Source organism: Agromyces intestinalis, assembly GCF_008365295.1.
Taxonomy (GTDB): Bacteria; Actinomycetota; Actinomycetes; order Actinomycetales; family Microbacteriaceae; genus Agromyces; species Agromyces intestinalis.
In genome coordinates this window covers 2,246,703-2,264,573 of the sequence record NZ_CP043505.1, presented here as the reverse complement: position 1 = coordinate 2,264,573, position 17,871 = coordinate 2,246,703, and the positions used below count along the sequence as shown (strand labels likewise).

Annotated in this window: 18 protein-coding genes; 12 read left to right on the top strand and 6 right to left on the bottom strand. The window is 71.2% G+C overall.

Features of this window, described 5'->3' with window-relative positions; translation table 11 throughout:
- Positions 1-4: 4 nt before the first annotated feature.
- Positions 5-931, bottom strand: coding sequence for a DMT family transporter (locus FLP10_RS10330; RefSeq protein WP_246150369.1), 927 nt, complete (start codon positions 929-931; stop codon positions 5-7).
- A 175-nt stretch (positions 932-1,106) separates the two neighbouring features.
- Between FLP10_RS10330 and lspA the strand changes: the two genes are divergently transcribed.
- The 3 genes from lspA (at position 1,107) to FLP10_RS10315 (ending at position 3,411) form a co-directional block, all read left to right on the top strand.
- A complete protein-coding gene (lspA, locus tag FLP10_RS10325; RefSeq protein ID WP_168209057.1) occupies positions 1,107-1,739 on the top strand; it encodes a signal peptidase II in 633 nt (210 codons plus the stop codon).
- A gap of 10 nt (positions 1,740-1,749) precedes the next feature.
- Positions 1,750-3,150, top strand: coding sequence for a dihydrolipoyl dehydrogenase (gene lpdA / locus FLP10_RS10320; RefSeq protein WP_149160778.1), 1,401 nt, complete (start codon positions 1,750-1,752; stop codon positions 3,148-3,150).
- A gap of 69 nt (positions 3,151-3,219) precedes the next feature.
- The gene (locus tag FLP10_RS10315; RefSeq protein WP_149160777.1) at positions 3,220-3,411 is read left to right on the top strand and encodes a hypothetical protein; all 192 of its coding nucleotides are present in this window, start codon (positions 3,220-3,222) and stop codon (positions 3,409-3,411) included.
- 215 nt (positions 3,412-3,626) lie between these two features.
- Here the strand turns inward: FLP10_RS10315 and FLP10_RS10310 are convergent, their stop codons facing one another.
- Together FLP10_RS10310 and FLP10_RS10305 are read right to left on the bottom strand one after the other, a co-directional pair.
- A complete protein-coding gene (locus tag FLP10_RS10310) occupies positions 3,627-5,240 on the bottom strand; it encodes a solute symporter family protein (RefSeq protein WP_149160776.1) in 1,614 nt (537 codons plus the stop codon).
- Positions 5,240-5,629, bottom strand: a complete 390-nt coding sequence (locus FLP10_RS10305) for a DUF485 domain-containing protein (RefSeq protein WP_149160775.1) — start codon at positions 5,627-5,629, stop codon at positions 5,240-5,242. The genes FLP10_RS10310 and FLP10_RS10305 overlap by 1 nt, the downstream gene beginning before the upstream one ends.
- A gap of 182 nt (positions 5,630-5,811) precedes the next feature.
- On the opposite strand from FLP10_RS10305, the gene FLP10_RS10300 reads away from it, so the two are divergent.
- From FLP10_RS10300 to FLP10_RS10285, 4 genes are read left to right on the top strand one after another with little or no spacing between them, the layout of a single operon-like run.
- Positions 5,812-7,095, top strand: a complete 1,284-nt coding sequence (locus tag FLP10_RS10300; protein ID WP_149160774.1) for a sensor histidine kinase — start codon at positions 5,812-5,814, stop codon at positions 7,093-7,095.
- A complete protein-coding gene (locus tag FLP10_RS10295) occupies positions 7,092-7,844 on the top strand; it encodes a LytR/AlgR family response regulator transcription factor (RefSeq protein WP_149160773.1) in 753 nt (250 codons plus the stop codon). The genes FLP10_RS10300 and FLP10_RS10295 overlap by 4 nt, the downstream gene beginning before the upstream one ends.
- Positions 7,841-8,248 carry a DUF63 family protein gene (locus FLP10_RS10290; protein ID WP_246149990.1) on the top strand — a complete coding sequence of 136 codons (408 nt, stop codon included), beginning with the start codon at positions 7,841-7,843 and terminating at the stop codon, positions 8,246-8,248. The genes FLP10_RS10295 and FLP10_RS10290 overlap by 4 nt, the downstream gene beginning before the upstream one ends.
- Positions 8,249-8,261: 13 nt before the next feature.
- A complete protein-coding gene (locus tag FLP10_RS10285) occupies positions 8,262-9,776 on the top strand; it encodes a sodium/solute symporter (protein ID WP_149160772.1) in 1,515 nt (504 codons plus the stop codon).
- A 171-nt stretch (positions 9,777-9,947) separates the two neighbouring features.
- On the opposite strand, the gene FLP10_RS10280 is transcribed toward FLP10_RS10285, so the two are convergent.
- A complete protein-coding gene (locus FLP10_RS10280; RefSeq protein WP_149160771.1) occupies positions 9,948-10,583 on the bottom strand; it encodes a GNAT family N-acetyltransferase in 636 nt (211 codons plus the stop codon).
- A 106-nt stretch (positions 10,584-10,689) separates the two neighbouring features.
- On the opposite strand from FLP10_RS10280, the gene FLP10_RS10275 reads away from it, so the two are divergent.
- Positions 10,690-10,908 carry an Rv0909 family putative TA system antitoxin gene (locus FLP10_RS10275; RefSeq protein ID WP_149160770.1) on the top strand — a complete coding sequence of 73 codons (219 nt, stop codon included), beginning with the start codon at positions 10,690-10,692 and terminating at the stop codon, positions 10,906-10,908.
- Between the two features lie 170 nt (positions 10,909-11,078).
- Here FLP10_RS10275 and FLP10_RS10270 read toward each other — a convergent pair whose 3' ends face one another.
- Positions 11,079-12,365, bottom strand: coding sequence for an adenylosuccinate synthase (locus tag FLP10_RS10270; protein WP_149160769.1), 1,287 nt, complete (start codon positions 12,363-12,365; stop codon positions 11,079-11,081).
- A gap of 5 nt (positions 12,366-12,370) precedes the next feature.
- Positions 12,371-12,922, bottom strand: a complete 552-nt coding sequence (locus FLP10_RS10265) for a DUF3151 family protein (protein WP_168209165.1) — start codon at positions 12,920-12,922, stop codon at positions 12,371-12,373.
- A gap of 105 nt (positions 12,923-13,027) precedes the next feature.
- Here FLP10_RS10265 and argG point away from each other — a divergent pair, with 105 nt between their 5' ends.
- The 4 genes from argG to FLP10_RS10245 all read left to right on the top strand — a co-directional run bounded on the left by argG (position 13,028) and on the right by FLP10_RS10245 (position 17,781).
- Entirely contained in the window at positions 13,028-14,455 is a 1,428-nt protein-coding gene (gene argG / locus FLP10_RS10260; RefSeq protein WP_149160767.1) for an argininosuccinate synthase, read from the top strand.
- 73 nt (positions 14,456-14,528) lie between these two features.
- Positions 14,529-15,173: a TetR/AcrR family transcriptional regulator gene (locus tag FLP10_RS10255; protein WP_149160766.1), complete on the top strand. Its 645-nt coding sequence runs from the start codon at positions 14,529-14,531 to the stop codon at positions 15,171-15,173.
- Between the two features lie 17 nt (positions 15,174-15,190).
- Entirely contained in the window at positions 15,191-15,838 is a 648-nt protein-coding gene (locus FLP10_RS10250) for a hypothetical protein (protein ID WP_210418377.1), read from the top strand.
- Positions 15,835-17,781, top strand: coding sequence for a YhgE/Pip domain-containing protein (locus tag FLP10_RS10245; protein WP_149160765.1), 1,947 nt, complete (start codon positions 15,835-15,837; stop codon positions 17,779-17,781). Before FLP10_RS10250 ends, FLP10_RS10245 begins: the two co-directional genes overlap by 4 nt.
- Positions 17,782-17,871 lie beyond the last annotated feature (90 nt).

Sequence of the window (17,871 nt, the reverse complement as noted above, 5' to 3'; positions counted from 1 at the left end):
GTGCTCACGGCTCGACGCGGCTCCCCGGCACCCGGAGCCTGCCCTGCGCGAACAGGATGCCGAGCAGCACCAGCACGGCGCCGACCGGTTCGTGCCAGCTCAACTGCTCGCCGAGCAGCACCATGCCGAGCGCCACCCCCACCACCGGCGTCACATAGGTCACGGTCGACACTCCGGTCGGCCCCCAGGCCCGCAGCACGTTGATGTTCCAGATGTAGGCGAGTCCCGTACCGAGCACGCCGAGCGCGAGCAGCGAACCGACCACCTGCCAGTCGAGCGTCACCGGCCCGATCGCGAGCCACGGCGTGAGCGCGAGCATGACCACCGCCGACACCCCGATCGACAGGAACGCGAACGTCGCCGGCGCGATCGGCCGGTGGCTGAGGAACCGACGCTGATACCCGAACGTGAACCCGTAGCAGAGCGTCGCGAGCAGGCACGCGAGCTGTCCCGCCAGACTCCCTGTGAGCCCCGAGAGCTGCCACGGCGCGATCACGACGAGCACCCCCAGGATGCCCAGCCCCACGCCGAACCACCGGCTGCCGCCGAGCCGCTCCACGCGGAACACCAGCGTCGCCATCAGGGCGGTCATGATCGGCGTCGTCGCGTTGTAGATCGACGCGAGGCTCGACGACACGTATTGCTCGGCCCACGCGAAGCTGAGGTACGGGATGACGCACGTCGTGAGCGACACCACGAGGAAGTGCCCCCACACCACGGGTTCGCGCGGCAGCACAGGGCCGGCGGTGCCGGAGGCATCCGTCACCCTGGGCCGCGTGACGAGCACGACCAGGCCGAGCGCGATCGCACCCAGCATGGTGCGCGACCAGGCGACCTGCCCGAACGAGACGCCCTCGAGCGCGACCTTCATGAACAGGAAGCTCGCACCCCACACGAGCCCCATGCCGAGGAACTGCAACCAGGCCGACAGCGCGGAGGGTCGCCGGACCCGGGCGGGCGCGGTGTCGGCGGACGCGGTCGAATCGGTGGTGCGGGAACTCACGCGACGAGCGTACGACCGCGGTCGGCGCACCGCATCGGCCACCGACCACGCTGTCCGGAACCCGCCGAAGGTCGGCAGTTCCGACCCGTGCGAGGATGTTCCGGTGACTGAGCAGTCCGAGCCCGACCGCAAGCCCGAGTCCGACCCCGAGCCCTCGCGGCATCCGAGCCGATGGACCGCCGCGGCGCCGTGGATCGCCGTGGCCATCGCGATCGCGGTCATCGCCGCCGACCAGCTCACCAAGCTCTGGGCCGAGCAGTCGCTCGAACTGGGCGTGCGCACTCGCCTGCTCGGCGATCTGCTCGGGCTCCAGCTCGTGTACAACCCCGGTGCCGCGTTCTCGCTCGGCACGGGCAGCACGTGGGTATTCACGATCCTCGCCGGGGTCGGCGTCGTCGTCGCGGCGTGGTTCGTGTGGCGCACCCGCTCGCGCGCCTGGGCGATCTGCCTCGGGCTGCTGCTCGGCGGCGCGATCACGCACTTCCTCGACCGGCTGCTGCGCAAGCCCGCGTTCGGCCAGGGCCACGTGGTCGACTTCATCGCCTACGCGCACTGGTTCATCGGCAACGTCGCCGACATCGCGATCGTCGTCGGAGCCGTGCTCGCGGTGCTGCTCGTGGTGCGCGGCGTGCCGCTGCGGCCGGCGAGCGACGCCGGTCCTGCGAACGACGCCGGCCCTGCGAACGACGCCGGCCCTGCGGACAACCCCGGGCACGAGGCATCCGACCGGTTCTAGGCTGGAACCCATGACCACCCACTTCGACGTCATCGTCCTCGGCGCGGGTCCCGGCGGGTACGTGGCCGCCATCCGCGCCGCCCAACTCGGCCAGAAGGTCGCCGTCATCGAGGAGCGCTACTGGGGCGGCGTCTGTCTCAACGTCGGCTGCATCCCCTCCAAGGCGCTGCTGCGCAACGCCGAGCTCGCGCACATCTTCCACGACCAGGCCAAGACCTTCGGCATCTCGGGCGACGTGCAGTTCGACTTCGGCGCCGCGTTCGACCGCAGCCGCCAGGTCTCCGAGAAGCACGTCAAGGGCGTGCACTTCCTGATGAAGAAGAACGGCATCGCCGAGTTCGACGGCCGCGGCGTCTTCACCGGCCCGAACGCGATCGATGTGCGCAAGGCCGACGGCTCGGTCGAGCAGCTGACCTTCGCGAACGCGATCATCGCGACCGGGTCGCGCGTGCGGCTGCTGCCCGGCGTGCAGCTCTCCCAGAACGTCGTCACCTACGAGACGCAGATCCTCACGCGCGAGCTGCCGCGCTCGATCGCGATCGTCGGCGCCGGCGCCATCGGCATGGAGTTCGCGTACGTGCTGCGCAACTACGGCGTCGAGGTGACCGTCATCGAATTCCTCGACCGCGCGCTGCCGAATGAAGACGTCGAGGTCTCGAAGGAGATCACCCGCCAGTACCGCAACATCGGCATCCCGATCCTCGCGTCGACCCGCGTCGACACGGTCGTCGACAACGGCTCTTCGGTCACGGTCAGCTACACCGGCGCCGACGGGCAGCCCGGCTCGCTCGAGGCCGACAAGGTGCTCATGGCGGTCGGCTTCGCGCCGAACGTCGAGGGCTTCGGCCTCGAGGCGACCGGCGTGACGCTCACCGAGCGCGGCGCCATCGCGATCGACGAGCGGATGCGCACGAACGTGCCGCACATCTACGCGATCGGCGACGTCACCGCCAAGCTCATGCTCGCGCACGTCGCCGAGGCGCAGGGCGTCGTCGCAGCCGAGACCATCGGCAACGCCGAGACCATGGAACTCGGCGACTACCGAATGATGCCGCGCGCCACGTTCTGCTCGCCGCAGGTCGCTTCGTTCGGGCTGACCGAGCAGCAGGCCCGCGACGAAGGGTACGACGTGGTCGTCGCGAAGTTCCCGTTCTCGGCGAACGGCAAGGCCAACGGCCTGGGCGACCCGGTCGGCTTCGTGAAGCTCGTCGCCGACAAGAAGCACCTCGAGCTGCTGGGCGGCCACATGGTCGGGCCGGATGTCTCGGAGCTGCTGCCCGAGCTCACCCTCGCCCAGAAGTGGGACCTCGGCGCCCTCGAGCTCGCCCGCAACGTGCACACCCATCCGACCCTGTCGGAGGCGCTGCAGGAGGCGTTCCACGGGCTGGCCGGGCACATGATCAACATGTAGCGGTCGCCGCCGGCGCATGTCTGCGCACCGGCAGTGACATGATCGACACGTGACCGAAGGGCGCGTGCGATGAACTGGATCATGATCGTCGTCGGGGTACTGCTGATGGCCGCGGGCGTCATCTGGACCCTGCAGGGGCTCAACCTGCTGCCCGGCTCCGCGATGAGCGGCGTGCTCCTGTGGGTGGTCGTCGGCCCGGTCGTCGAGGTCGTGGGCCTTCTCCTCGTCGTCATCGGGATCGCGCGGCTGCGTCGCAGCTGAGCTGCGCGGGCTCCGCAACGCGAACGTCAAGGCGACAGCCACCGCGAACACCACCGCGACAGCGGAACGGGGTCGGATGTCTGAGACATCCGGCCCCGTCCTCGTTGTTCGACACGCCCTGGGCAGGCATTCCTGGCCGTGTCGAGACGGTCCGGCGGCGGGCTCCCCCGCCCGCCGCCGGGGTCTGGTCGGCTCCGAGCCGACGGCTGCGCGGCCTAGTGCTGCACCGCCTTCTCGGCGCCGATGCCCGTGAGCGAGCGCACCTCCATCTCGCTCTGCTTGGCCGGGTCCTCCTTGGTCTTGTCGAGGATGGTCACGATCCAGCCGAGCAGGAACGCGAGCGGGATCGACACGATGCCCGGGTTCGAGAGCGGGAAGAACGCGAAGTTGATGTCCGCGGTCTTCAGCATGGATGCCTCGGAGCCCGACACGACCGGCGAGAAGATGATCAGCACGAGCGCCGAGATGAGCCCGCCGTACATGCTCCAGAGAGCACCCTTGGTGGTGAACCGCTTCCAGAACAGCGAGTACACGATCGTCGGCAGGTTCGCCGACGCGGCGATGGCGAACGCGAGGGCCACGAGGAACGCGACGTTCTGGCCGTTCGCGGCGATGCCGCCGATGATCGCGACGATGCCGATGACGACCACCGTGCGACGGGCGACCTTCACCTCGGCACCAGCCTCGGGAGCACCCTTCTTCACGACCGACGCGTAGATGTCGTGCGCGAAGCTCGCCGCCGCGGTGATCGTGAGGCCGGCGACGACCGCGAGGATCGTCGCGAACGCGATCGCCGAGATCAGGCCGAGCAGCAGCGGGCCGCCGAGCTCGAACGCGAGCAGCGGAGCCGCCGAGTTCGGGCCGCCGGGCGCCGCGGCGATGACCGACGGGCCGACGAGGGCCGCCGCGCCGTACCCGAGCACCAGCGTGAACACGTAGAAGATGCCGATCAGCCAGATCGCCCAGACGACCGACTTGCGAGCCTCCTTCGCGGTGGGCACCGTGTAGAAGCGCATCAGCACGTGCGGCAGCGCCGCGGTGCCGAGCACGAGTGCGAGGCCGAGCGACACGAAGTCGACCTTCGCGATCTCGGAGACGCCGTACTTCAGGCCCGGGTCGAGGATCGCGGGGTTGTCGGCGACGGCGACCGCGTTGTCGAGCAGCGTCGAGAAGTTGAAGCCGTTGATCGCCAGCACCCAGACCGTCATCACGCCGGCGCCTGCGATGAGCAGCACCGCCTTGATGATCTGCACCCAGGTGGTGCCCTTCATACCGCCGATGAGCACGTAGAGAATCATGAGCGCGCCGACCACGGTGATGACGACGGCCTGGCCGACCTGGTCGCCGACCCCGAGCAGCAGCGACACGAGGCCGCCTGCCCCCGACATCTGCGCGAGCAGGTAGAAGAAGCACACGACGAGCGTCGTGACGGCCGCCGCGATGCGGACCGGCTTCTGCTTCAGCCGGAACGAGAGCACGTCGGCCATCGTGAACTTGCCCGTGTTGCGCAGCAGCTCGGCGACGAGCAGCAGGGCGACGAGCCACGCCACGAGGAACCCGATCGAGTACAGGAACCCGTCGTACCCGGTGACGGCGATCGCGCCGACGATGCCGAGGAAGGACGCCGCCGACAGGTAGTCGCCCGCGATCGCCGATCCGTTCTGCCCCCCGGTGAACGAACGGCCCGCGGCGTAGTAGTCGGAGGCGGTCTTGTTGTTGCGGCTCGCGCGGAACACGATCACGAGCGTGATCGCGACGAAGACGCCGAAGATGCCGATGTTGAGCCAGGCGTTGTCGGCCGCGGCTGCGGTGGTTTCGAAGTGCAGCATCAGCGGGTCGCCTCCTCAGCGGTCGCAGCACCGGCGGCCGACTCGAAGTCGCCGCCCTCGATCTCGTTGCGGATCTGCTCGGCCTTCGGGTCGAGGTTGCGGTTCGCGTAGCTGACGTACCAGGTCGTGACGGCGAACGTGGTGACCACCTGGGCGAGGCCGAGGATCATCGCCACGTTGACGCTGCCCCACACCTGGGTCGACATGAAGTCGTGCGCGTAGCTGGCCAGCAGCACGTAGGCGAGGTACCAGACGAGGCATGCGGCCAGCACGGGGAACACGAAGCTGCGATGCGTCTTCCGCAGCTTCTGGAACTCGGGTGATGCTTGGACGGCTCCGAAATCGACGGGCGGTGCCGTCGTCTCGGAGCTCAGGGCGTCGTTGCCCATAGCGTCTACTCCTTCGAGGGGGGTCGAGGCGAGGCGGCAGCCGCGCCGCTGCGTTCGCAGTGGAACGATTCTGGTGACGGCGGCACTCTGCGGGGGTGCTGCGCCGTTCATCGTCGGTGAACGGCGTCGGCGGTGCGACGAACGGCGCGACGATCGCGACGAACGACGGCTAGTTTTGTCAGGTGCCCGAGTCGACGCTGCTCGCGACCGCGGCCGGCGTGGTCGCCGGCGCCCTGGCGGTCGGCATCGTCGTGCTGTTGCGGCGGCTCGCGCTCGCGTCGAAAGAGCTCGGCACCGACGAAGAGCGGGCCACCTACCGCACACTGCACCTGGCGTCGCGCGCAGCCACCCACCTGCGCGGCGGGCTCGGCGGCGCGGGGCTGGGCGGTTCGGGGCTGGGCGGTGCGGGGCTGGGCGTTTCGGGGCTGGGCGGACAGGACGCGGCCCGACAGGACGCGGCCCGCGCGACGAAGCATCTGCGGGCGCTGCTCGGCTGCGACACGCTCGCCCTCGCCGACGCGAGCGGCGTCGTCGCCGTCGACGGCGACGAGTCGCTCGCCCCGGCGGCCGCGCGGCTCGCGGCCGAGGCGGTCGAGTCGGGTCGTCCCCAGCTGCAGCGGCGGGTCGCCACCGCGTCGGGTGAGACGGATGCCGCGGCCGCGCCGATCCTCGTCGGCCGGCGCGCGGCCGGAGCGATCGTCGCATTCGCGTCGCCCGTGCGCGCCGGACTCGTGCGCGCGACCGGCGAGGTCGCCGACTGGGTGGCCGCACAGGTCGAGCTCGGCGAGCTCGACGCGAGCCGGGCCGCCCTCGCCGAAGCCGAGGTGCGGGCGCTGCGAGCCCAGATCAGCCCCCACTTCATCTACAACTCGCTGAACGCGATCGCGTCGTTCATCAACACCGACCCGGCGAAGGCGCGCGAGCTCGTGCTCGAGTTCGCCGACTTCACGCGGTACTCGTTCCGCCGGCACGGCGACTTCACGACCGTGGCCGAGGAGCTGCGCTCGATCGATTCGTACCTGCGGCTCGAGCGTGCGCGGTTCGGCGAGCGCCTGCAGGTGACCCTGCAGATCGCCCCCGAGGTGCTGTCGACGGTCATCCCGTTCCTGTCGGTGCAGCCTCTCGTCGAGAACGCCGTGCGGCACGGACTCGAGGCGAAGGAGGGCGGCGGGCGCATCACCATCACCGCAGAGGATCAGGGCGCGTTCGCCCAGCTCACCGTCGAGGACGACGGCGTCGGCATCGACCCCGAGGTGCTCGGGCGGGTGCTCGCCGGCGGCCCACCCGGCGACCACGTGGGCCTGCGGAACGTCGACACGCGGCTGCGGCAGGTCTACGGCGACGAGCACGGCCTGGTCGTCGAGACGAACGTGGGCGCCGGTACGCTCGTGCGCATGCGGGTGCCGAAGTCGCAGCCCGGCCGCAGCGTCGACGCGCGCGGCCTCGATGGAAGGATGGAACGGTGATCAGCGTCCTGATCGCCGACGACGAGCAGCCCGCCGTCGACGAGCTCGCGTTCCTGCTGCGGCAGGATCCGCGCATCGGCGTCATCCACGAGGCATCCAGCGGCTCAGAGGCGATCCGCCTGCTCAGCCGCGAGCCGGTCGACGCGGCGTTCCTCGACATCCACATGCCCGGCCTGTCGGGCTTCGACCTCGCCCGGGCGCTGAGCCGGTTCGAGCACACGCCGGCGCTCGTATTCGTGACCGCCGACGAAGAGGGCGCGCTCGAGGCGTTCGACCTCGCGGCCGTCGACTACCTGCTGAAACCGGTGCGTGCAGAGCGCCTCCAGCGCTCGGTGACCCGCGTGGTCGAGGCGCTGCGCACCAACGCGTCGCCGTCGACCGCGACGGGCTCGGTGCCGGTCGCACAACCCGAGATGATCGCGGTAACGCTCGGCGGCACGATCCGCATGATCCGCCGCGACGACGTGCGGTACGTGCAGGCGCAGGGCGACTACGCACGGCTGCACACCGAGGAGGCGAGCTACCTCGTGCGGGTGCCGATGGCCGACCTCGAGCGGCAGTGGGCCGACGCCGGGTTCGTGCGCGTGCACCGGTCGTACCTCGTCGCGCTGTCGCACCTCACGCGCGTACGGCTCGGCGGCGACCGCCCGAGCGTGACGGTCGGCGGGGCCGAGCTGCCGGTCAGCCGGCGGTTGCTGCCGGGCCTGCGCGAGCGGCTCGAGTCGACGACGTTCCGGGCCCGGTCGTGAGCGACGGGCGCGAGCGAGCGGGCGACGGCTCGGGCGAGCTGCCGGATGCTCCGCCGCCGCGTGTGCGCGTGACGGCACCGCGGCCCGGCGGGGCATCCGTCTCCTGGAGCCGGGCGAGCGCGCCGACCAGCGACATCCAGGGCGAGTACGTGCGCTCGCTCATCCGCTCGCAGCTGCGCGTCGCGCTCGTCTGCGCGGGCGGGTTCGTGCTCGCGACCGTGGCGTTCCTGCTCGTCATCTCGCTCGTGCCCGACCTCGACGACACCTTCGTGTTCGGGGTGCCGCTGTCGTGGCTGCTGCTCGCGGTGGGCGTGTACCCGCTCGCGATCACCGTCGCCGTGCTGTACGTGCGCAGCGCATCGCGCAACGAGGCCAGGTATCGCTCGCTCACGGAGGACGCGTGAACGGGGGCGGCAGGTGAACCCCGCGATCGGCTACGCGGCGATCGTCGCGGTCGCGCTCGTGTCGGCGCTGATCGGGTTCTACGGGCTGCGCGTGAGCCGCACGACGAGCGACTTCTACGTCGCGAGCCGCACGGTGCGTCCGTGGTGGAACGCGTCGGCGATCGGCGGCGAGTACCTGTCGGCGGCGAGCTTCCTCGGCATCGCCGGGCTCATCCTGCTCACCGGCTCGGCCGGACTGTGGTTCCCGATCGGGTACACCGCCGGATACCTCATGCTGCTGCTGTTCGTCGCGGCGCCCCTGCGCCGGTCGGGGGCGTACACGATCCCCGACTTCACCGAGGCGCGGCTCGAGTCGCGGTGGGTGCGCCGCGTGACGAGCGTGCTGGTGATCGTCATCGGATGGTTCTACATCGTGCCGCAACTGCAGGGCGCGGCCCTCACCGTGCGCATCACGACTGGGCTGCCGGCGTGGGCCGGGTCGCTCGCGGTCGCGGTCATCGTCGCCGTCGTCGTGGCGGCGGGCGGCATGCGCTCGATCACGTTCGTGCAGGCGTTCCAGTACTGGCTGAAGCTCACCGCGCTCGCGGTGCCGGTGGTCGTGCTGCTGCTCGTCGTCGGCGGCGGTCGCGGGGTCGAGCCCGAACTCGTGCTCGCCGAGGCGTTCCCGGCGGCGTCGGGGCCGGCGTCGCTCGACGTCTACCGCACGGTATCGCTCATGGTGGCGCTGCTGCTCGGCACGCTCGGACTGCCGCACGTGCTGGTGCGGTTCTACACGAACCCCGACGGCTCGGCCGCCCGCCGCACGACCATCATCGTGCTCGTGCTGCTCAGCGTGTTCTACCTGTTCCCCACCGCGTTCGGACTGCTCGGGCGGGCGTTCGCACCCGACCTCGCGGCATCCGGCGACGCCGACGCCCTGGTGCTGCTGCTGCCCGACCGGCTCGTCGACGGCCCGCTCGGCGACCTGCTCACCGCGCTCGTCATCGCCGGGGCCTTCGCCGCGTTCCTCTCGACGTCGTCGGGCCTCGTGGTGTCGCTCGCGGGCGTGATCAGCCAGGACCTGCTCGGCGGCAGCGTGCGCGGGTTCCGCATCGCCGCAGTGCTGTCCACGTTCGTGCCGCTCGTGGTCGCGCTCGTCACATCGTCGTCGGGACTGGCGGGCAGCGTCGGGCTGGTGTTCGCATTCACCGCGTCGACGCTGTGCCCCATCCTGCTGCTCGGCATCTGGTGGCGGGGGCTCACCGCTCGCGGGGCGATCGCCGGCATGCTCACCGGGGCGGTGCTCTCGGGGGCGGCGATCCTCGGCGGCCCCGCGCTCGGAGCGATGTGGCCCGCCGCGGCGTCGGTGTTCGAGCAGCCCGCGGCGTGGACGGTGCCGATCGCGGTGCTCACCACCGTGATCGTCTCGCGCATCGACCGGAGCGGCGCGCCGCGTGGCGCCGACGCGTTCCTGCGCCGTCTGCACGTGCCCGAGGACACGCGCTACCGTCAGCCGCCCACCGCGAGCGCCGGCTCGAGTGGCCAATGAGCGCGCCAACCCGGCCGCGCAACGACGTTCTCAGCCCACTCGATGGGGCATAGGTGGGCGCACAGGTGCGCGCATCGGCGGTGTCGCAGGGCTGGTGGGGAGCACCGATCAATGCACCTCACGGGCTCGAGACGCGTCCGACTCGGTCGGGCGGCCCCTCCACGAGCGGGATCAGCCCAGGGTGATCGCGCCCTCGAACGCTGCGAGGCGGGCGTCGAGGCCGGCGCGCACCCGTGGCCACTCGTCGCGCAGCACCGAGTAGACGGCGGTGTCGCGCCACGAACCATCCGCTCGCCGCCGATCGTGACGCATCACGCCCTCGAAGACCGCGCCGAGCTTCTCGATGGCCCCACGCGAACGCGCGTTGATCGAATCGGCCTGGATCCTCACCCGTTCGAACCCGTGGTCGAACGCGAGCCCGAGCAGCAGCCGTTTCGCCTCGGGGTTCACGGCCGTGCCCCAGACCCGCGGGTCGTACCCCGTCCAGCCGATGTGGGCGCCGTCGTGGCGCACATCGAGGTCACCGATGGTCGACGTGCCGACGATCGTGTCGTGGTCGGGGCCGCCGACGAGCCGGATCGTCCACGGCATCGACACCGCGCTCGGCTGCCATTGCCCGGCAGCGAACTCCGCCCACGACACGTCGTCGCGCGGCAGACCCGCGGGCCCGCCGCCGTACCCGCCCGCGAACACCTCGGCGTGCACGAGTGCGGTGCGAAGGCCCGGAAGGTCGTCGGGCGAGAACGGGTCGAGACGGATGAACCGGCCGATGAGGGGCTCGGCGGGCGGGCGCACAGAAGTGGTCACCGCACGATCTTGCCACGAGGCATCCGTGCTCTACCCGGCACACGAGCGCCGGAATAGGCTGACGGGTGGCGGCGACGCAGCCGCCCACGACGAAGGGGGAACCTCCATGAGCGGGCTCGACGACCTGGCCAAGCAGGCCGGTGACTTCGTGGAACAGAACAAGGACAAGATCCAAGAGGTCCTGAAGAGCGAGCAGGCCGAGGACATCAGCGACAAGGTCCTCGACAGCGTCGCGGATGCCGCGAACAAGGTGACCGGCGGCAAGCACGCCGACACCGTCAAGGACGTGCGCGACAACATCGACAAGTCGGTCGGCAACCAGTAGCGCCAGGGCTGGTCGAGTAGCGAGCGCAGCGACTCTCTCGAGGCTCCGCGTCGCCGCTACTCGACCGTCCGCACGCGCCGCGGATGCCGCTTACCCCCGAGGCATCCGTTCTTCGACCGGGCACCGTGCCACGCGCCGGACGCGCCCCGATTCGGGGCAGGCGAACGGGCTCAGTCGAGCAGGTCGTGCACCTGCACGATCGCGTCGCGCGCCGGGCCCACGCCGATGGCCGAGATGCGCGACCCGCTCATCGCCTCGAGCGCGCGCACGTAGCTCTGCGCGTTCGCGGGCAGCTCTTCGAACGTGCGGGCGCCCGAGATGTCCTCCGTCCAGCCGGGGAACTCCTCGTATACGGGCTTGGCGTGGTGGAAGTCGGACTGCGACACCGGCACCTCGTCGACGATCGTGCCGTCGACGTCGTACGCGACGCACACGGGGATCTTCTCGACGCCCGTCAGCACGTCGAGCTTGGTGAGCACGAAGTCGGTGACGCCGTTGATGCGCGACGCGTAGCGGGCGATCGGCGCGTCGTACCATCCGGTGCGCCGTTTGCGGCCCGTGGTGGTGCCGAACTCGGCGCCGCGCTCGGTGAGGAAGTCGCCCCACTCGTCGAACAGCTCGGTCGGGAACGGACCGGCGCCGACGCGCGTGGTGTACGCCTTCACGACTGCGATGATGCGGTCGATGCGGTTCGGCGCGACGCCCGAGCCGGTGATCGCCCCGCCGCTCGTCGCGTTCGACGACGTGACGAACGGGTACGTGCCGTGGTCGACGTCGAGCATGGTCGCCTGGCCGCCCTCGAACAGCACGGTCTTGCCGGCGTCGAGCGCCTGGTTCAGCTCGAGCGCGGTGTCGCCGACCATGGGGCGCAGGCGCTCGGCGTACGACAGCAGCTCGTCGACGATCTCGTCGACGCCGATGGCGCGCCGGTTGTACACCTTCACGAGCAGGTGGTTCTTCTGGTCGAGCGCTCCTTCGACCTTCTGCCGCAGGATGCCCTCGTCGAAGAGGTCTTGCATGCGGATGCCGACCCGGTTGATCTTGTCGGCGTAGGTCGGTCCGATGCCGCGGCCGGTGGTGCCGATCTGGCGCTTGCCGAGGAACCGCTCGGTCACCTTGTCGAGCGTGCGGTGGTACTGCGTGATGACGTGCGCGTTCGCGCTCACCCGCAGCTTCGAGGTGTCGAGCCCGCGTGCTTCGAGCGCGTCGAGCTCTTCGAAGAGCACCTCGATGTCGACGACGACGCCGTTGCCGATGACCGGCACCACGTTCGGGCTGAGGATGCCGCTGGGCAGCAGGTGCAGGGCGTACTTCTCGCCGCCGATGACGACGGTGTGGCCCGCGTTGTTGCCGCCGTTGAACTTCACGACGTAGTCGACGCGCGAGCCGAGCAGGTCGGTCGCCTTGCCCTTGCCTTCATCGCCCCATTGCGCTCCGACGAGTACGGCTGCGGGCATAGGTATCAGTCCTCTCGGGAGGGGTCGGGTGAGGGTTCGGCAGTGCCGGCGGCATCGGCGGCATCGGCCGCGTCGGCGGCGTCGGCCGCGTCCTGGGCCGCACGAAGGTCGGCGAGCGAGAGCTGCTGGGTCGGGGTGAACTCGCTCGCGATGCGCGCTGGCGCCGAGTCGTCGGCGCTGGCGAGCTCGGCCGCCGCGTTCGCCGCGACATCGTCGAGGCCGAGGGCGAGGGCGGCGCGGCGCTTCGCGTCGAGCCCGCGCAGGTAGGCGCGGTTGGGCTCTTCCGCCCACGACACGGATGCCCCGGGCCTCCACCCGGCGGCCGCGAGCTGGTCTCGGGCGAGGTCGACGGCGACGGTCGCGTAGGCGAACGCCTCGAGCGGGCGGCCCTCGGAATCGGCCAGATCGGCCAGTTCGGTCCAGGCGAGGGGCGACGACGGATGCTCCGTCACGACCCCGTGGACGGCGGAACGGTCGCCGTCGGCGAGTGCCTCACGCACCTCGGGCTCGTCGGCCAGACCGGCCTCGCGCTCAGGCGTTGCTTCGTCTGCAGTCACACTCAACCTTATCGCGAGGCCTTTTCGATGCGTCGAGCGGCGCAATGCGGCGTCGTGGCATCCGCCCGTCGTCGCACCCGACCGCACCCGATTAGGCTGGAGGCCATGTCGAAAGTCCTGTCCAGCCTTCCCGTCGGCGAGCGCGTCGGCATCGCCTTCTCCGGAGGGCTCGACACGTCGGTCGCCGTCGCGTGGATGCGCGAGAAGGGTGCCGTGCCGTGCACCTACACCGCCGACCTCGGCCAGCCCGACGAGCCCGATGTCGAGGCGGTGCCCGGGCGGGCGCTCGAGTACGGCGCCGAGCTCTCGCGGCTCGTCGACTGCCGGGCCGCGCTCGTCGAAGAGGGGCTCGCCGCCCTCGCGTGCGGCGCGTTCCACATCCGCTCGGGCGGCAAGACGTACTTCAACACCACCCCGCTCGGTCGCGCCGTCACCGGCACGCTGCTCGTGCGCGCGATGCGCGAGGACGGGGTCGACATCTGGGGCGACGGGTCGACCTACAAGGGCAACGATATCGAGCGGTTCTACCGCTACGGCCTGATGGCCAACCCGCGCCTGCGCATCTACAAGCCGTGGCTCGACGCCGCGTTCGTCTCCGAACTCGGCGGCCGCACCGAGATGAGCGAGTGGCTGCAGGCGCGCGACCTGCCGTACCGGGCGAGCGTCGAGAAGGCGTACTCGACCGACGCGAACATCTGGGGTGCGACGCACGAGGCGAAGAAGCTCGAAGAGCTCGACGCCGGCATCGAGATCGTCGAGCCGATCATGGGCGTGCGGTTCTGGGACGAATCGGTGCAGATCCCCGCCGAAAACGTGACCGTGCGGTTCGAGCAGGGCCGACCGGTGGCGCTGAACGGGGTCGAGTTCACCGACGCGGTCGCCCTCGTGCTCGAGGCGAACCGCATCGGCGGCCGCCACGGCCTCGGCATGAGCGACCAGATCGAGAACCGCATCATCGAAGCGAAGTCGCGCGGCATCTACGAGGCGCCGGGCATGGCACTGCTCTACATCGCCTACGAGCGCCTGCTGAACGCGATCCACAACGAAGACACCATCGCGAACTACCACGCCGAGGGCCGCCGGCTCGGCCGGCTCATGTACGAGGGTCGCTGGCTCGACCCGCAGTCGCTGATGCTGCGCGAATCGCTGCAGAAGTGGGTCGGCTCGGCCGTCACCGGCGAGGTCACGCTGCGCCTGCGCCGCGGCGACGACTACACGATCCTCGACACCCGAGGCCCGGCGTTCAGCTACGTGCCCGAGAAGCTCTCGATGGAGCGGGTCGGCGACCAGGCTTTCGGCCCCGAAGACCGCATCGGCCAGCTCACCATGCGCAACCTCGACATCGCCGACTCGCGCGCCCGCCTCGAGCAGTACGCGCACCTCGGCATCGTCGGTGGCGCGACCGCCGCGTTGGTCGGCGACCTGCGCGAGGGCCAGGCCGCCGAGATCGCGTCCGGCGCCGGCGAGACCGAGCTGGATGTCGCGACCGACGCGGTGAACGAGGCCGCCGCGTTCGACCTCGGCACCGACTGACGCACTCGCCGGTCGAGCGGAGAGGGCCTCACGAAAACTTGCACACAAGTGTGCAAGATCGTAGACTGGGGTCATGCCCTCCGTCACCGATGCGGAGCGACGCGCACCTCGTCGGGACGCCGTCGCCAACCGTGAAGCCATCCTCATCGCCGCCGCACGCGTGCTCGCCGAGTCGCCCGACGCCCCGCTCGACGTGGTCGCTGCGGCCGCCGGACTCAGCCGTCGGGCACTCTACGGCCACTTCCGCGATCGCGAGGCCCTCGTGCGTGCGCTCATCGCCCACGGTGCCGACCGCCTCAACGCGGTGGCCCGGTCGGCGATCGGCGGCGACGAGCGCGTCGCCCTCGCCCTGCTCGGCGCCCGCATCTGGGAAGAGGTCGAGCAGGTGCGCGTCGTCGCCCGACTCGCGGTCTCCGACGCCTACGTCCAGCTCGCCGCCGAGGCGCTCGCTCCGCTGCGCAGCACGATCCGCGGCATCGTCGAACGAGGCATCCTGAGCGGTTCCCTCCGCGGCGACCTGCCGCCGGGGCTGCTCGCCCGCCTCATCGAAGAGTCGGCGATCGCCGTGCTCGCCGAGTCCGTCCGCAGCGGGCTCGACCGCGCGCAGGGTGCCGGGCTCGTGATGCTGTCGGTGCTGTCGACCGTCGGCCTCGGCTGGCGCGAGGCCGGCGCGCTCATCGAATCCGCACCCGCACTGCGGGCGGTGCGCTCGGCATGAGGGTCGAGCTTCGCGGCGTGAGCAAGGGCCGCAACGGGCAGGTGCTGCCCGCCACGACCGTCGGCTTCGAGTCGGGCCGCGCGACGCTCGTGCGCGCCGAGACCGAACAGCGCCCCACCGTGCTCGGGCTCATCGCGTCGGGCCGCATGCGCCCCGACACCGGCACCGTCACCATCGACGGTCGCGCCGGGTCGGGCACCATCCGTCGCCGGATCGCGCTCATCGACGCGCCCGCGGTCTCCGACCCGGCCCCCGACGTCACGGTCGCCGGGGTAGCGGCCGAGGAGCTCGTGTTCGCCGGCATCCCCTCGAACCCGGTTTCGGTCGCGCGCTGGCTCGACGACCTCGCGCTACGGCAGCTGGCGAGACATCCGATCGCCACCGTCGCACCCGCCGCTCGACTGCGACTGCTCACCGAACTGGCCATTCTGCGTGACGGCGTCGAGGGGCTCGTGCTCGTCTCACCCGACCGCCACGGCGGCGACCCGGTCGAGTGGTGGACCCTCGCCCGCGACCTCGCCGACCGCGGATTCGCCGTGCTCGTCATCGCGGGCGACGCGTCGGCCGCCGCGATCGGCGCGGCCGCGATGCTCGACCGCCTGAACGGACCCGACGACGCCGACGATGCCGACGACCTGCTGCTCGCCGAAGGAGGGCTCGCGTGAAGATCCCGCAGCTCATCACGGCCGAGTTCCGCCGGCTCACGGCGACCCGGATGTCACGCATCGCGCTCGTCGCGCTGCTCGCGGTGCCCGTGCTCTACGGCGGGCTGTACCTCTGGGCGAACCAGGACCCGTACGCGAAGTTCCCCGAGGTGCCGGTCGCACTCGTGGTCGACGACGTCGGCACGCCAGACGCCGACGCGACCGACGGCGTGCGCAACGTCGGCGAGGAGGTTGCCGACGAGCTCGTCGCCGACGGGGCGTTCGACTGGCACGTCGTCAGCGACGCCGAAGCCGCCGACGGCCTCGACCACTCGCGGTACGACTTCTCGGTCACCATCCCCCAAGACTTCTCCGAGGCGCTCGCCTCGGTGTCGACGGATGCTCCGCGACAGGCGCAGCTCGTGCTCTCGACGAGCGACGCCAACAGCTACCTCGCGACCACCATCGGCACGCAGGCCGTCGAGCGGATCCGTGCGGCCGTCGCCCAGCAGGTGAACCGCGAGGCCGCCGACACCCTGCTCACGTCGATCAGCGAGATCCGGTCGGGGCTCGTCGAGGCATCCGACGGGGCCGGCCGCCTCGCCGACGGCGCGGTGTCCGCGGTCGACGGCTCGGCGCAGCTGGCGACCGGATCCGCCGCCCTCGCCGACGGCACGGCAGCGCTCGCAGCTGGCAGCGCACAGCTCGCCGACGGCTCGGCCCGGCTCGTCGACGGAACCGCGCAGCTGGCCGCCGGGGCATCCGACCTCGACGCCGGCGCCGCACAGGTCGCCGACGGCAACGCGCAGCTCGCGGCATCCGCCGACCAGGTGGGCGACGCGGTCGCCGACGCCGCCGCCCGCGTGCCCGAAGCGCGACAGGCGATCGCCGAGGAGCTCGCCGCACGCGGGGTCGACCAGGCGACCATCGACGCGGTACTCGCGAAGCTCGACCCGCTCGCCGACCGCGTCGCCGACGGCAACGGCCGGGTGCAAGAGGTCGTCGGGAAGATCGACGCGCTCGCCGACGGCAGCCGGCAGGTCGCGGACGGCGCTTCCCGACTCGCGGCCGGCACGAGCGAGGCTGCGGCCGGAGCATCCGATCTCGCAACGGGGGCCGCACAACTCGCCGACGGTGCATCCACCGCAGCCGCCGGGGCCGTGCAGCTGCGCGACGGCAGCGCCGCGCTCGCGACCGGCCTGGGCGAGCTCGCCACCGGCGCCGACGACCTGCACGGCGCCCTCACCGACGGCGCCGAGCGGATTCCCGACACCGACGCCGCGACCCGCGCCGCGCAGGCCGCGACCATCGCCGACCCGGTCGACCTCGAGACCAGCGCGGTCACCGCGGCGGGCAGCTACGGCGCCGGGCTCGCGCCGTTCTTCGCCGCACTCGCCGGCTGGATCGGCATCTACGCATTGTTCCTCATCGTGAAGCCTGTGTCGCGGCGCGCTGTGACGGCGCTGCACTCGCCCGTGCGCGTCACGCTCGCCGGATGGCTCACACCCGCCGTGCTCGGGGCGGTGCAGATGGTGTCGCTGTTCCTCGTGCTCGCCGGCGCGCTCGGGTTCCGCATCGCGCACCCCGGCCTGGCCGTCGGCGTGCTGCTCGTCGCATCGGCGACCTATGCGGCGATCATCCTCGCGCTGAACGTCTGGCTCGGGTCGGTCGGGCAGTTCATCGGGCTCGTGCTCATGGTGCTGCAGCTCGTGACCGCGGGCGGCACGTTCCCCTGGCAGACGCTGCCTGCCCCACTCGCCTGGCTGCACCACGTGCTGCCCATGGGGTACGTCGTCGACGCGATGCGGCAGGTCATGTACGACGGCGACCTCGCGCGCGCCGGCGGCGACGCACTCGTGCTGATCGGATGGCTCGCTGCCGCGCTCGTCGTCGCCGCGATCGGCGTGACACGCATGACGCACTTCCGCACGGTGCGCGACCTGCAACCGAGCCTCATCGGGTGAGCGGAGTGCGGTCGAGAGCCACTACCCTGCCTCATCGGGCGTGGAGCCGCCCGGCGCCGGCACACCTCCCGAGTCGTATGGCGGCGGTGG